The 14,990-nt window shown below is 58.7% G+C and carries 11 protein-coding genes and 1 pseudogene; 8 read left to right on the top strand and 4 right to left on the bottom strand.

Going from position 1 to position 14,990, the window contains the following annotated elements:
• Positions 1 to 32: 32 nt before the first annotated feature.
• On the top strand, positions 33 to 842 hold the full coding sequence (locus ACFRFQ_RS09325; protein WP_378655985.1) for a hypothetical protein: 810 nt from the start codon (positions 33 to 35) through the stop codon (positions 840 to 842).
• Positions 843 to 848: 6 nt separating this feature from the next.
• Here ACFRFQ_RS09325 and ACFRFQ_RS09320 read toward each other — a convergent pair whose 3' ends face one another.
• On the bottom strand, positions 849 to 2,483 hold the full coding sequence (locus ACFRFQ_RS09320) for a GMC oxidoreductase (RefSeq protein WP_378655983.1): 1,635 nt from the start codon (positions 2,481 to 2,483) through the stop codon (positions 849 to 851).
• A 296-nt stretch (positions 2,484 to 2,779) separates the two neighbouring features.
• Between ACFRFQ_RS09320 and ACFRFQ_RS09315 the strand changes: the two are divergent.
• A pseudogene (locus tag ACFRFQ_RS09315) lies at positions 2,780 to 2,905 on the top strand (IS256 family transposase); the annotation flags it as partial.
• 128 nt (positions 2,906 to 3,033) lie between these two features.
• Here the strand turns inward: ACFRFQ_RS09315 and ACFRFQ_RS09310 are convergent.
• Positions 3,034 to 3,408 carry a hypothetical protein gene (locus tag ACFRFQ_RS09310; RefSeq protein WP_378655981.1) on the bottom strand — a complete coding sequence of 125 codons (375 nt, stop codon included), beginning with the start codon at positions 3,406 to 3,408 and terminating at the stop codon, positions 3,034 to 3,036.
• A gap of 379 nt (positions 3,409 to 3,787) precedes the next feature.
• On the opposite strand from ACFRFQ_RS09310, the gene ACFRFQ_RS09305 reads away from it, so the two are divergent.
• The 5 genes from ACFRFQ_RS09305 to ACFRFQ_RS09285 all read left to right on the top strand — a co-directional run bounded on the left by ACFRFQ_RS09305 (position 3,788) and on the right by ACFRFQ_RS09285 (position 9,725).
• Positions 3,788 to 4,207: a PPOX class F420-dependent oxidoreductase gene (locus ACFRFQ_RS09305; protein WP_378656324.1), complete on the top strand. Its 420-nt coding sequence runs from the start codon at positions 3,788 to 3,790 to the stop codon at positions 4,205 to 4,207.
• Between the two features lie 66 nt (positions 4,208 to 4,273).
• Complete coding sequence (locus tag ACFRFQ_RS09300) at positions 4,274 to 4,912, top strand: TetR/AcrR family transcriptional regulator (protein WP_378655979.1); 639 nt, start codon at positions 4,274 to 4,276, stop codon at positions 4,910 to 4,912.
• A 22-nt stretch (positions 4,913 to 4,934) separates the two neighbouring features.
• On the top strand, positions 4,935 to 6,191 hold the full coding sequence (locus ACFRFQ_RS09295; protein ID WP_378655977.1) for a DUF1214 domain-containing protein: 1,257 nt from the start codon (positions 4,935 to 4,937) through the stop codon (positions 6,189 to 6,191).
• Between the two features lie 253 nt (positions 6,192 to 6,444).
• Positions 6,445 to 7,848, top strand: coding sequence for an aldehyde dehydrogenase family protein (locus ACFRFQ_RS09290; protein ID WP_378655975.1), 1,404 nt, complete (start codon positions 6,445 to 6,447; stop codon positions 7,846 to 7,848).
• A gap of 41 nt (positions 7,849 to 7,889) precedes the next feature.
• Positions 7,890 to 9,725 (top strand): AMP-dependent synthetase/ligase, encoded by a 1,836-nt coding sequence (locus ACFRFQ_RS09285; RefSeq protein WP_378655973.1) that lies wholly within the window; start codon positions 7,890 to 7,892, stop codon positions 9,723 to 9,725.
• A gap of 912 nt (positions 9,726 to 10,637) precedes the next feature.
• On the opposite strand, the gene ACFRFQ_RS09280 is transcribed toward ACFRFQ_RS09285, so the two are convergent.
• Complete coding sequence (locus tag ACFRFQ_RS09280; protein ID WP_378655970.1) at positions 10,638 to 11,246, bottom strand: DUF1109 domain-containing protein; 609 nt, start codon at positions 11,244 to 11,246, stop codon at positions 10,638 to 10,640.
• 1,737 nt (positions 11,247 to 12,983) lie between these two features.
• Between ACFRFQ_RS09280 and ACFRFQ_RS09275 the strand changes: the two genes are divergently transcribed.
• Positions 12,984 to 13,715, top strand: coding sequence for a GNAT family N-acetyltransferase (locus ACFRFQ_RS09275; protein ID WP_378655968.1), 732 nt, complete (start codon positions 12,984 to 12,986; stop codon positions 13,713 to 13,715).
• Positions 13,716 to 13,811: 96 nt separating this feature from the next.
• On the opposite strand, the gene ACFRFQ_RS09270 is transcribed toward ACFRFQ_RS09275, so the two are convergent.
• Entirely contained in the window at positions 13,812 to 14,570 is a 759-nt protein-coding gene (locus ACFRFQ_RS09270) for a hypothetical protein (RefSeq protein WP_378655965.1), read from the bottom strand.
• Positions 14,571 to 14,990: the final 420 nt, after the last annotated feature.

Raw genomic sequence — 14,990 nt, 5'->3', positions numbered from 1 at the left:
CCTTTGTCGGTCCTTCGACCCATAATGGCGGAATGCCAGTTTGCACACGTTTCCGACGGGACGGCGTCCGCTGCACCAACCAGACCGAGTACGTCGACGGTTGGTGCCGCGCGGACGGGTGCGACGGATTTCTGCGGGCCGAGCAGTCGGGCGCCCCTGAATCGGTAGGTGTTCCGCACGGCACGGCCAAACACATCCGCATGTCACAAGACCTGCCGGTCGGCGACATCTCGGTCGAGGATGTCCACGACGTCCGGGTTACAGTCCGCGCTACGGACAGCTTCCGCTACCACCACGGCGGAGACGAGCGGGCAGCGGAATTCCAGCTGCGCAACATGCTCGAGGACTTCTTGTTGAAGTCTGCCCGTAAACCGTCGAGCGGTGGTTACCTGCGGCTGTCCCGCAACGGTTTCGACGTCGTGCTCTCGCCCGATCGAGGCACGATTACGGGATATTCGACTATCCACCGTGAGCGGACGTGGGAGCAGGTCAAGAGCGGGGTCAAGTCTCGATTCTCGAGCCGCAGTCGCGACGGTTCGGGAGCGTCACGCCCGGAGTTGGGTCCGCCGGTGTCGGCGGACGACTTTGCCGACACCTTCGACCCGGCTTCGGTGCATCTGACCGTGCGGGTCCGTCAGGCCTACGCCCGTCTACATATGCTGACGGCTCCCGGCGACGACGTCGACGCCATAATTCGACAGACTCTCGAGCAGTGGACCCCACGGGCTCTCGTTCGCCTCGAGGAGGGGTTGTTCGAAATCCAGGCCGATGACAATTTCTGGCTGATCTCATCCGATTGCCGGGTGTTGATCGGCGTCCGAGACCATCCGTTCAGTTCCTAGCTCGCCTCAGCGCTTCGAGTTGATGATCTCCGCGATGTTGCGCTCGGCTAGCGCTGTAATGGTCAACGACGGATTGACCGTGCCCGTGCTACCAGGGATTACTGCGCCGTCCATGACGTACAGGCCCTCGTACCCCTTGACTCGGCCATAACTGTCGGTGGCCTTACCCAGGACCGCGCCGCCGAGAGGATGCGCGGTGAACGAGCAATTGACGTCCTGTGCAAACGGCAATGCCGAGGGCAGTGTGGAACCTGCAAAGGCCATTTTGTTCTGCACAGCACGCAACGCATCGATCGTGGCCGCGCTGCCATTCTTCGGCCAGTTGAGAACTACTCGGTTTGCGTGGGCGTCGAAGCTGAAATCGGCGCGTTGAGGGTCGAGGGTCATGCCCAGGCTGGAAAGCATGCCGATGTTCACCGGCACCCCGGCCGCATGCCAGTTTTCGAGTGACAGCGGCAGCCCGGTTTCGTCGACGATGCGTGACGCTGAAGGTGCAGCCTGCGCTGAGCCGTCGCTGAACCCGAAGGATCGCACCATCGCGCCGTCTCCGTTGGTGCCCCACCCTTTGCCGATGTGCTCGTTGAGATTCGGCAGCGCGCCGGTCGCCTGAGCGCGGACAAGTAGTTCGGACGTTCCGATGGACCCAGCGCCGAGGAAAAGACGATCGCACGTCACGGTGCGCCTATTCAGAACTGCGCCCGTGGGATCGCTCGATTCGACGTCGACGACGTATCGTCCATCCGTCTCACGACCAATGCTCAACACCTGATGCCCGAAGCACACCGTGGTCTTTCCCGTCGCTTCGGCGGCAGGGATGTAGTTCTGGGTGAGATCGAATTTGGCGCCGTTGGAGTTGCCCATGTTGGTGTCGCCGACGGTTGCGGACGGGCGTGAGCCGCCGCTCAGTTCGGAACGCACAACGTCCCAGTTCCAGATGCCGTCGATGCGATGCGGATCGAAGCCGGCGCGGCGGGCATCCTGATCCCACCGACGCGAATGACCGAAGTTCGACGTTTGGTAAAGATCTTCGGGCAGCGGGCTCAGGCGCAACATCTGGCGAACCTTGGGATACCACGTAGACGACATTTCGTCGTAGTTCAAAGAGCTACCGAACACTGCGTCGAAGAATCTGCGCTCGGGCGCGATCATGACGCCGGTGAAAATGACGGAGCCCCCACCGACCGCGGCGCCGCGCCAAACTGACATGTTTTCGTAGTCGGTCGCGTCGAGAACTCCACTGAAGTAATCACACGCAACGGGAATCCCGGTGAGGTTGGTGAACGACGTGCGGCGAAACACGCCGCGGCCATCAGCGAGAAGGTCCGAGGTATGGATTTCACGATACGGATCGTGAGGCCATCGAAGTCCACGCTCCAATACTGTGACCTGAGTTCCGCTCTGCGCGAGCCGAAGTGCAGTAGTACAGGCGCCGAATCCGGAGCCGATGACGATGGCTTCCGAATGCTGCAGGGGGACTGGGGAAGGGGAAAATAGTTCGGGAACGAGGTTGCGGTAGTGGTCGACGCCCATCGGGAGGGCGTGTCGCGGCGTCGCCCGGCTCACAGCCGTGGACGCCAGTGTCGTCGTGGCGGCAGCCGCTGCGCCAACTCCTGCCGCCTTCAAGAAACTTCGACGCTGCATGATGAAAAGCTCAACTCCCGGTACCTCGAAGACATAGGTAACGACAGAATAGCTCGAGCTCGAGTTATGTTCCCGCGACTATCGGGATATGCATCCTAAAATGGGGCAATACGGGCAAACTGGAAAGTCGCGGAAAGGTGACTGGATCTCGAGTCATCAGCCACTGCCGCAAGCGACTGAAAGTGGGACAGCAATCGGACATGGTGGGATTTGGGACAGGTTCCTGTCCCAGCGGCCGGACGAGGCGAATGCCTTCGGGTAGCGGTATCTCTCGCAAGTCGACGACGCACATCGCTTCCCGGACCGATCTGCTACGCGATTGCCGCCAGTCGCGGTGTGCCCAGGTACCCGCGGTCGGGGACGGAGCGCTGGGATTCTGGTCGGCGCTGCGGGAGGTGTTCCCAGAGATGCGCGAGCAACGCACTGGTACGAGCAGGTGCCATGTTCCACACGAGCACTCTTCTCGAGTGACAGCGCAGATGAACGAGAACCCCGTCGCCAACAGCCGCTTCCGATCGAGGCGAATCGCGTCGACGGCTGCCCGCTAGCCTTAACTTCCTTCGCGCGAGCTGGGATAGCGGGCACGTTCATTGACCCAACGACGCATTCGCGGATCGGAGACGACGTAGACCGGAAGAATCGGCAGTGCAATTGCCGTGATCACAGCGCGGGTGGGGTCGCCAGCGAGCGCTTCTGCGACCACGACGATCGAACCAAATGCCAGATAGGTGACTGCCGCGAATGTTGCTGGTTCCTGACCGTGGTTCACCGTGCGCCAGATCGACACCATCGCCGCGCTCACGATGCACGCAAGCAGCAGCAAGAACTTTGCGTCATGGGCGTTCATCACGCTCGCCGCCAGCCGGCCGACAACAACGATGCAACAGAGAGCCAGAATCGCGGTCACAGCGAGATTGAACTTCATCTGCCCTTGATATCAGTCGACATGGATCGAATCCGCTTACCGGGAAAGTGTGTAGGTGTGGAGCGCAGAGTCTGACGAACCTTCCTGAGTTGCTTGTTGCATTACACGTGTTCGGCAGTGCTCTTGTGTGGGTCGGCGCAGTTCGCGTCATTCACGCAGTCAACGAGACTTGTAGAACAAGGACCGCAGACCTAAGCGCGTGAATCGTTAGATGACGGGAATGCCGCGTCACCCCGATGAAACATGTGGCGATCAATTCTGCGCGCAGCGCAACGTCGTCTCGGTGTCGGTGAGGCTTCGTTGCAATGATTGAGTCAATTTCGGGCTTCGGGCATGTCCCGAACCGATGAATCACAGGAGTTTGTTGCGACTTGAGGCGATGGCGGCAATTTCGCTTCTTCGCACCTATTCTCGACAGGTGACCCCAGACTTCGAGCGAGTGACAGAATCCAAGTACGTCCTACTCACCACTTTCCGCAAGGACGGCACGCCCGTGGCAACGCCACTATGGGCTGCCGTTGACGGTGAACGATTGCTGATGTGGACGGTGACCGATTCCTACAAGGTGAAGCGGATCAAGCGGAACTCTTCAGTGACTGTCGCTGCGTGCGATGCCCGCGGCAATCCCAAGGGTGAACCGGTGCCCGCGAAGGCGGAAATCCTCGATGGCCCTGGCACTGATCGCGCCCGTGACGCGATTGCCCGTCGTTACGGCATTATCGGCTGGCTCACGATGAAGGGCAGTCTCCTTCGTCGCGGCAAGACCGGGACTGTCGGAATCTCGATCGCCGAGGCGTAGCCGGAATATTCTCCTTGATTAACGCACTGCATTGACATCTAATGCAGTGCGTTATACCGTCCATGCATGCCTTCAGTGGACTCCGAGAATGTAAATCCAAAAAGTGCAATGGTCGACGTCGCGGAACGGCTGCTGGGCACTGCGGGCGTAGACGCGCTTTCAATGAGAGATGTGGCTAGCGTTGCAGGACAACGTAATACGTCCGCAGTCCAGTATCACTTCGGTGGCCGCGATCAGCTGCTGATCGAAGTGTTTCGTCGCCGAATGGTGGCGATTGCGCAGGCGCGACGCGATTTCCTCGAAGTGCTGGACGCGGAGGGGCGGGGGCACGATCTACGCGCGCTTGTCGATGCGTCGATCATTCCGTTTGCCTCCTCAGTGGGCACGTCCGAGGACGGTGCGAACTATGCCGAGTTCATTGTGAGACTTCTTCCCACGGTGGACTATTTCAGCGCAGACCTCGATTCCCCCGGAAACGCCAATCGGGAGATCCATCAGCGGCTGGTGGCCGCTCTGGCGCACCTGCCGGAGGATGTTGCCACCGAGCGGGTCGAGATGGTGTACAACATGGCGTTCTCGGCGATAGCTATATACACCAAGCGTCGCGTACTCGGAATTGGCGCTGCCGTAAGTACTTTCGACGTCTACATCGATCATCTCCGGGCGGTGGCCGTCGAAGCATTGTCGGCCCCTCAATCATTCTGACTGTCAACAGAAATGAGCAAACATGGACGCTGTTTCCATCACTGAACCTGCCAACGACAATCTCGACGCGGCGTGGGCGAAACTGTGCGACGACCTCCGCTCGGCCGGCGACTTGATTGCAGGTGATCCGGTAGCCGCAGATCCGAAGATGCGTTCGGCCGGCTATCGTTACCTGCTGAATCTTCTCAACGCGGGACTCGAGCAGATGGTGTTCAGTGCTGACCCCGAGTATCCGGAAGTCGGTCATCTTCAAGACAATACGAAGCGGTACGCGACGGAGTCGCCGGACTGCCTGTTCGGTCACGCCACGCTCGACGTGAAAGGCACGTATCGACTTACCGGCACCGGCGGGCGGGCAAGATATCTGGGATTGACGTTGTACGACTCCGTCAATCTCTACGAGAACCTCGATCGCGAAGCACTGGCGCGGAGAGATTTTGCTACAGCGTTCAAAGCCGCCACCGGCGGTACGTTGGGGGCAATATCGAATCCCGGCGGCATTACCTTGGATGCAGACGGCAATTTCGATGTGATCATCAGCGCGGAGTCATATGCTGGGAATTGGTTGGCGATGGATCCGGCGGCAACGAAGCTGATGATCAGGCAGTACTTCTATGACTGGGAAAACGAAGAGCCCTATCATATTTCGATCGAGCGTCTGGACGAGACGGGCAGCGGTCCGATCGCCGACCCCGTGGTGATCGCAAGTCAGGTGGCACGAGTCGGCGAATTCGTCGACGGATACTCGGACTACTGGGCAGCGATGTATGCCGCCCGCAGTGGCAATGTCAACGTCCTCCGCACACAACCACCGGTGAGTGACACGTACGCGTCCGATTCCGGGTATATCGCCTACGGTGGTGGGAGTTTCGAGATCGCAGACGACGAGGCAGTGATCCTCGAGGTGTCACCGCCGGCATGCCATTTCTGGAACATCCACCTGGGTGACTACTGGGGCCAGTCGCTGGATTACACGTTCCGTCAGACATCGCTGAACGGACATCAAGCCACACTCGACAACGGTGTCTTTCGTGCCGTTGTCGCGCATCGAGATCCCGGTGTGGCCAACTGGCTTGACACCGCGGGAAATCGATTCATCAGGTGCGTCTACCGGTGGTGGCTTGCCGAGAGTGACGATCTGCCGACGCCGACGGTAAAAGTAGTGAAATTCTCCGATCTGGAACAGGAATTAGCCGGCGTCGAACGGATCTCGGCGGACAAACGGAAATCAGTGCTCGATCGTCGACGTCGCGCAGTACTGGCTCGCTATCAGCGATAGCCGCTCATGGTCAATCTCGAAATCGTGGTGATTCTTTGTGCCTGAACAGTTTTCAGCACAAGCGGGCTGTCGCGAGTTTCGGATCCAACGTCGAACTTCTTGCAGCAGTATAGCGAATGCAGTGATCCGTTCCTAGTCATCGCGTGGAACCACTCGGATCGATACGCTGGACATGTCGGTGTTGGCGACGCACGAGCACAGCGGGTGCTCTTCGCATCGGCATGTCCAGATCTTCGATCTGACGGAGATGCACATGACACTCACCAATCATCCCAAAAGTCCATCCGAGAAATCTGATGTAGCCCCTATCGTGGCGCAGCTTCGAGAAGTGTTCGCCGGTGGCCGGACCCGAAATGCCGACTGGCGCATAAGGCAGATCAAGGGAATCGAACGGTTTCTCGACGAACGCGAGCCGGAAATTGTGTCCGCACTTGCGAAGGATCTCGACCGCAGCGGCACGGAAGCGTGGTTCGCTGATATCGCACTAGTCAAGGCGGAGGCTGTCTACGCGCGAAAACGGGTGCGGCGATGGATGCGGCGGCGACCACAACCGCTCCCGCTGAATCAACTGCCGGCGGTCGGCTGGGTGCAGTACGAACCGCTCGGGGTCGTCTTGATAATCGGGCCCTGGAATTATCCTGTCCACCTCGCTCTCATCCCACTTGTTGCAGCACTGGCCGCGGGCAACGTAGCCGTCGTCAAACCGTCGGAGGTGGCTCCCGCGACGTCTGCATTGTTGTCGTACTGGCTGCCGCGGTACGTCGATCCGGAGGCCGTTGTAGTTATCGAAGGCGATGCGCAGGTGACTCAGGAACTTCTGTCCCAAGGCCTTGACCAGGTGTTGTTCACGGGTGGCACTGAGATCGGACGCAGAATCTTGGAAGGAGCGGCACCACATTTGACTCCGGTACTCCTCGAACTCGGCGGCAAGAGTCCGGTCGTTGTCGCATCCGACGCCGATTTGGAGGTAGTAGCCAGACGCGTTGCGTGGACGAAGTTGTTCAACTCTGGACAGACGTGCCTTGCGCCTGACTATGTGCTCGCTGAGCGGTCGATTCACGAGGAATTGGTGCGTGGTATCACCGACACCCTGACGCAGTTTCGCGCCGATCAGCGAGGTCGGGGGTTGCGGATTGTGAACGAGCGCCAATTCGACAGGCTCGCCGACAGCCTCGCCGACACCTCCGGACGAATCGTGTTCGGCGGTGGATCGGATCGTGAAACTCTGACGATAGAACCGACTGTGATCGCCGATCCCGATCCTGACGACGCTGTGATGAGGGGGGAGATATTCGGTCCGATTCTGCCTGTGCTGGCCGTGGATTCGATTGACGAAGCGATTGCATTCGTAAACGCGCGACCCAAGCCACTGGCTGCCTATTACTTCACGAGTTCACGGACCGTGGTGACAAAGCTTGTGAATGCGATCAGTTCTGGTGGGGCAGTGGTAAATCATGCGGCCGTGCACGCGATGGCGCCGCAATTGCCGTTCGGTGGTGTCGGCGCAAGCGGGATGGGTGCCTACCACGGAAAGTGGGGCTTTCAGGCCTTCAGCCATCGCAAGTCCGTGCTGGTCAAGCCATTCAAGCCTGACTTGAAGGTGATCTACCCGCCCTACACTGCACGTTCAGTGAAGATCCTGCGTCGACTCTTCTGAATCCTCAACTTCGCCAATAGATTTCGATGAAGCCAGGAGCGATGATGATTGACAACGCCGGTGACCTAGTTTTTGTCCACCAGTCGGGTGACAAGGTGCGTACCGCGGTAGAGGCGTTCCAAAACACCGTGCGGATGCACCCGGACAGAGTCGCGTTGCGGACTCCTGGTGGACGTCAGGAGGTGACCTGGCGTGAATACGCTCAACGCGTCGAGACGATCGCCGGTGGACTCGCAAAACTAGGTGTTCGGCGGGGCGATACCGTCGGGCTTATGCTGACCAACCGGCCGGAGTTTCACCTAGTCGACACTGCGATCATGCATCTAGGGGCGATCCCGTTCTCGGTATACAACACCAGTGCGCCAGAACAACTCGAATTTCTGTTCACCAGTGCCGGCAACAAGGTGGTCGTCACCGAGCAGGTGTTCATGCCGCCGATCACGGCCTCTGGTGTGCCTTTCGAGCACATCATCACCGTGGACAGTCCGGTCAAAGGAGCAATCGAGTTGACGGACGTTGAATCGAATCCGGTTGCCGACTTCGACTTCGAGGCGTCATGGCAATCGGTTGAGCCGGATGATGTGATCACTCTGATCTACACCTCAGGCACCACCGGCCCTCCCAAAGGCGTGGAAATTACGCACCGCAACGTGATCGGTGCCGCCCGGGCCATGGCCGGGTTCGACCTCGGATTCGACGATCGGGCTATCTCGTACCTGCCGGCGGCGCACATAGCCGATCGGGTGTCGACGAACGGAGCGAACCAGTTCTTTGGTGTGCAGATCACGTCGGTCGGGGATCTGCGCGAATTGATGTCTGCGCTGACCGATGTACGGCCGACCATGTTCGTTGGTGTTCCACGGGTCTGGATGAAGATCAAGGCTGGAATTGAGGCAAAGCTGGCAGCGGAGACCAACCCGGTCACATCGAAATTGGCAGCCTGGTCCTTCGACGTGGGGGCGCGAGCAGCACGAGCAGATCTGAATGAGACACCACGTGGGCGAGCTTTACAACTGCGATACCGGGTGGCTGACACCTTGGTGTCTTCGAAGGTACGGACCGCCCTCGGGTTCGATCAGCTCAGGTTGGCTTTCACTGGGGCAGCAGCCATTCCCGTGGAGATCCTCGAGTACTTCATGGGCTTGGGCATTCCGTTGCTCGAGATCTGGGGGATGTCGGAAACCGTCGGCCTAGGCGCCATGACCACAGCCGACAATCTGAAGATCGGGACAGTTGGCAAACCAATCGCGGGTGTAGAGATCAGACTTGCCGATGACGGTGAAGTACTGGTGCGTGGACCAATCGTTATGCGGGGATACCGCAATCAGCCGGAAAGGACCGCTGAAACCATCGACTCGGACGGCTGGATGGCGACTGGCGATATCGGGAAATTCGACGACGACGGCAACCTGACCATCGTCGACCGCAAGAAAGAACTCATCATCAATTCGTCGGGAAAGAATCTGGCACCCAACAATATCGAGAACGCAGTGAAAGCGTCCTCTTCGTTGATTGCTCAAGTGGTCGCTATCGGCAACAATCAGCGATACGTCACGGCGCTGGTCACATTGGACCCAGATGTAGCTGACCTGCGAGCACAAACCTTCGGCGTCCCCGGAGCGCAACTCGCAGATCTGGCAGAAAACCCGAAGATCGTTGAAGAAGCGACACTGGCCGTCAAGGCAGGAAATGCCAAATTATCCAGAGTCGAACAGGTCAAACGATTTTCGATTGTCCCGTCAGCGTGGATTCCCGGCGGTGATGAACTGACACCGACGATGAAATTGCGGCGCAAGCCGATCGCAACCAAATACGCGGACACGATCGCAGCTCTCTACGCAGATCGCCAGGATGGCTGCGTGATCGATGTGGGTTGACCGCATCGCGTCGGGGACGTATTCGTCTCGACCCGCCCTCACTTTCCTCCGCGCCAAAAGTGATGATACCGAACGTTTCTCGGGCCGCGCCGCAGCTCGAGGATTGTCAACCACTCGCACTGGAGGTCTGGTCCGGCTGGCTCGTAGTCGTACTGCTGGGCGAAGGTGAGGATCCGTTCGACCAGCACACCAGGCATCTTTCCGACTATGCCATGCTCTGTGCCGGGATAAATCTCGGGCTCGAAGCGCGGGATGTTGGATCTGACTCGCTCAAGGGCCGCTCGGATCGGCGTCCGCGCCTCGCCTTGTATCCAGACGGCGGGACGATCGGCGGCCAGAGAGACGTTGCCAGTCGCGTCGGCGTAGGCGAGTGCAGGGGCATCGAGTTAGCGACGCAGGCATCAGCTCACAGTTATGAATTCAAGGTGCCAGGTGGTTGCCGCTGGAGGCCACTGAACGTTGAGGCAGTCCGTTTTTTCGATGGTCAAACGCACATTCGAAACCGCAGGAACGATCTGAGAGTGCGTTTCGATTGCTGGTTCCCTTGGGATCAGGAGCCCGGAACAGTGAGATACAAAAGTGCTCCAGCAATCACTACAGTCGGGGCGACGGTAATCCACCATGACCAACGTCTATCCTCGCCGACGACACGGAGCGTGGAAATCATCCACAACAGCCCAGTCGCCGCTAGCAGCATCGTCAGTAAACCTCCGACGAGAAGCTCATCAGGACCGGTCATCCGGGACAGCCATTTCGTCTGGTCCCACCGCATGCCAAGTAGCCCAACGATTGGCAAAACGGGTAGAAACGCGATGAGGACTACGGTCCGTCGTGGCACTAGTTGATCTTTCCGGGTTTCGTGCATGACCTTGATTGTCCCCACCCTTCTCATCGAAGCAGCATGTACGTGTTCTACCAAGTTGGCAGGGTGCCACGGAATTCGTACCACGGGCCGTCGATATGCGTGACTTCGAACTTCTCGTAATACTCGTCGCCCGCCGGTCGGCCGCCGGGTGAGTACACCCAACCGCCGGCCGAGCGGAACCACCCCTGATCAGCGTGGTGGAAATAGACCGTCCCCGCGGGATGCTTGGTGATCATCGACATTGTGAAAGGACCGACGGAAACGTCAGTGCCCGCGGTGGATTCCGACGTGTCTGGAAGATTCCGCACCGCCATCTCGAAGTCGTCGCGTGCGGACTGGAATGACGGTGCGGGGACGAGTAGGACGATCACCAGAGCAGTCAGGACGATGGTCGGGGCGGGAACAACCCACCACGACCATCGGCGATCCTGGCATACGATGCCAAAAGTCTTGACAGCCCAGACGATTCCGGTGACAAGAAGCAGAGTCCCGACCGCCAGCAGGATCAGCAGATCGGTGAGTGCGTCCACGCTGTGACCCGCGCCGGGCCACCAATCGATCACGGTGAAGACGATGCCGAGCGACAAGACGAGAGTGCACACAGCTGTCAACATTCCCGGTGGTCGGCGACGGGTGGGAAGTTGAATTGATGACATGACCGACCGTACCGTAGGTTTCTGATACCGACATTTGCAGGCGATGAATCTGGCTATTGCACATCGTCCGGTATATCGATGGTCAAAACGCAGACCCAAACCCGCAGAAGGGAGCTGAGAGCGTTCTGGGCTCCATGTGAATGCCGCTAGGCAGAGGCGACTGGTCGCTGGCGTTCAGGACAGGCTATTCGGTGTGTTCAATCAGAAATTAGTGGAACGGTTCGAAGGCGTCTGTTTGGTTCGATTTTCTCGAGGATGATCCCGCTCCAATCAAAATCTGGGAGAGTCGCTATCGGACCGTGCTCTCTGTCTACAAGGACGGGGAAGCTTCGCCTTTTCCTCGGGCGTCCGACCGGTCCCTCGACTTTATAGGCATGATTGCAGAACTCTGGCCCGAGAACCGCTCGGGCCCAGCCTTCTGCTTCGTTTTCGGGGAGCGCAACTGTCTGCCCATTGATAGCGTTGTAACCGATGATCACTGCTTGGAATATTAGTACTCTATTGGACATTCCGAGAGTTCCGTGGCGACCTGCGTAAGCGTAAGCAAATTCAAAACGGACAGAGGCGTCTGGAAGTGTGATCGCCGGGCGGAGTCGTCCACCTTCTCGATTCAAATCGACTCGTTGCGCGTGTTGTTGACCAGTAGCGATGATGTAAGAAATTTCTTCATGCCGTTCGTTCAGTTCGCTCGGGTATCTTTCATGCACCATCTCCGCTATACGTTCGGCTGTAACTTCTGGCGTCACCGGCATCTCCCGATTATGGATTACCCGCCTATCCTCGCGGCACGACACCCGAGCTGCGACTACGCCACCTCAGCGAATATCCAAAACGCAGTTCGTTGCGATGGAGGAACAGATGCCGACCGGATGCATGGAACAGATGGATGCTCTGGATGGACGACGACGGGCGTCTACCTAGCGCGTTTGGCATTGTGGTGCAACAGAATTGGGGGAGTTGGCCAATCGGCAATTATGCACAACTGGAGTCTCTCATCACACCATTTCAGAGTAGTTGCATTCGCGTCGGGTAAGCTGTTCAGCGTAGCGACGGATTCAATGCCGACCAAGTTCCGAGCGCGAGACGGTCTTCGGCCGACTGCAGTACCCGCAGACTTGTCACCCTTGAAGACTTTCAACTTCAGGAACCGCGGTTGGCGATGCTTCCGGTGTTTGCGATTGAGGCAATGCGGGCGAGGTCTTCATCGGTGAGCGTCACGTCGGCGGCTTCGATGTTCTGGGCCATCGGCGCTTGTGTGCTTCGATCTCGCCCTGACTACCTGGGCAGAGTCCGATGACAACACGCGCCCTGTCGACTTCCTCAATTTGGCGTTCGCGACGCTCAGATCGACCTGACTCCGCGGGATTCGAAGCCACAGCCTGTCGATCGACGCCGTACCCCCTTTGCGTCTTCCACCCTCTGGCCGCGCCGCACCCTCTGGCCGCGCTGCGTCAACCGCTGAGGCCCATCGCTGACCTCTCCCGCATTTCGGCACCGGACCTACGGCTAAGTCGCCGTCAATTTTGGAGTGATTCCCACCGCGCGAGGCATCGCGATCAGGAGGATGCTCGTTCCGCTTCTCGACGACTTCAGGACCGGCGCACTAGATTTCGACTGCCTTCAAAAGCTAGGAGCCGAAATCATCTTGATTTTATCCGGCGACATCGACATCATCTGTTTCTAACGTGGTTACGAAGGCAAACGCCGTTAACCCCATGCACGGCAGGAAGAGGTTCGATGACCACGGAGGCGACCTTCGCGTCATTTGTCGAGACTGCCGACGTGGCAGCGGATTCTCATCCACTGGATGACCCGGTGCGGCAGAGTCTTCGCGGCCACCACGCCAAATTCGCCCAGTGGGCAGGCAGAGTCGCGCGATACGCCCCCACAGTGGCCCCTTTCGTTGGTCATCCACCCGAGTTGGAAGGAAAAGACTGGGAGGACTTGCGTCGACTGGTCGGTCCGGGCGGCACCGTGGGATTGCGAGGATTCGATCACCAGCCTCCGAGTGGGTGGACTGTGGTTGATCAGTTCGGATCGGTACAGATGGATGGTTCTGCGCTCGAGGTATCCGTCGATGCCTCCGTCGAACTTCTCGGAACACGTGATGTTCCCGAGATTCTGGCGCTGATCGAACGTACTAAACCCGGACCCTTTCTTCCTCGTACGGTCGAGATGGGGAGCTACTACGGTATCCGTGTCGACGGCAGACTTGTGGCCATGGCGGGAGAGCGACTGCATCCTCCGGGATGGACGGAAATCAGTGCCGTCTGCACCGACGGAGATTTTCGTGGGCGAGGATTTGGTACGACGCTGATCCGAGCAGTTGCGGCCGGAATTCGTGAGCGCGGCGAATTGCCGTTTCTTCATGCGGTGCAATCGAATACGAATGCGATCAGGCTGTACGAATCACTGGGATTCGTCATACGGAAGAGATCTCTGTTGACGGCGCTGCAAGCGCCGGCCTGATCGAGGTCGCCGCTGACTCTGCACGCGAGACAGGTAAACAAGAGCGGTTCCGGGTCAACCGTTACCGACCCGGAGCTGGACCAGGCCCACTGTCTCTCAGTCGGCGAAGTTCTCGGTATAGCCGAGGAAGAGTGTCCGCCTGCGAGTCAGGGTGTTCACGAGGCGAGCCCATCCAAGCGCGTCAATACTGCCGTAGATGGGCTTCAACTCCTCGATGAGCTCGTTCGCCTGAATGAGGGACAACGGCGTATTCCGTTCGAATCCAATCCAGGAAGCGCCGATACCAAGTGGGCGATATCCGTAGGCGTCGGCGAGATGACGGGTGACGGTGTAGTTCTGGAACGTGTCCCAGTCGACGCTGAAGTACCCATTCGGGAAGCCTGCGATTGCCGCCAAGCTGTCGCGGACCGGCACATGGAGAACGCGGATTTCGTCGTCGAGAATAGTGGACGGTGCGTCGTTGACTTCGGCCATTCGGTCGATGCAGTCGGGAGGGCATTCTCGAGTGCCGTGTAGCTCGCCCCAGCTCGGTATCAGTTCGCTCTTGGTGAGCTGAGCCGCCACATGAGCAACCTGCCGGAGTTCGAAGCGCCGTTGAGCGTCTATGTCGTTCAGAAAATCGAGATCGTCTGTCGCGACTTCGAGATCATCGGCCTCGCCGGCGTGCATGCTCGTATACGACGCTTGGGCAAGATCGTCGAGGGTGATGAAGACTCTGGCGTCGAGATGTGCGGCTCGTTCTGCGGACACCAGCGTCAGAATGTCATCGATGTCCTGAACGTCACTTAGTCGAGCACGAGTCAAGACGCTCATACGGGGGTTTTGGGCTCCGGCGGGAATTCGGTCGATCTTCATCGACCCATGCTAGGTTGTACGGCCCGTCGCTACTATTACCGCCGCAGCGAGACTGGCACAGCTGAACACACTGATTGTAGATTCCGAGTCACCTGGCCTTTCGGATTCGGTGTCGCTTGCGAATTCCGGTGAGTCTCGGATTCTTCGATTAATCGGTGGCCTCTGAGACGAATGAAACTCGCGTTTATGCGCGGACACCGAACAGGCAGAATATGCAGCTTCGGATAGATGCGAACCCGCGCCGCCTGCGAACGCGGCGGCAGTATAGTTGCCGAGTCTGTGTAGCTTGGCGCGCGATCCGCCCGCCGGCCGGATTCGTCACGGACGATCTCTACATATCTCATTGCGAGACAACAGAAACAACGCAAACTCGGCCCGCGATACCGACCAGAGTATTTCTTCAAACAGTCTCGGAATCGT

Source organism: Rhodococcus sp. NPDC056743 (genome assembly GCF_042790355.1).
Taxonomy (GTDB): Bacteria; Actinomycetota; Actinomycetes; order Mycobacteriales; family Mycobacteriaceae; genus Rhodococcus_F.
This window is presented reverse-complemented; position numbering and strand designations above follow the sequence as displayed.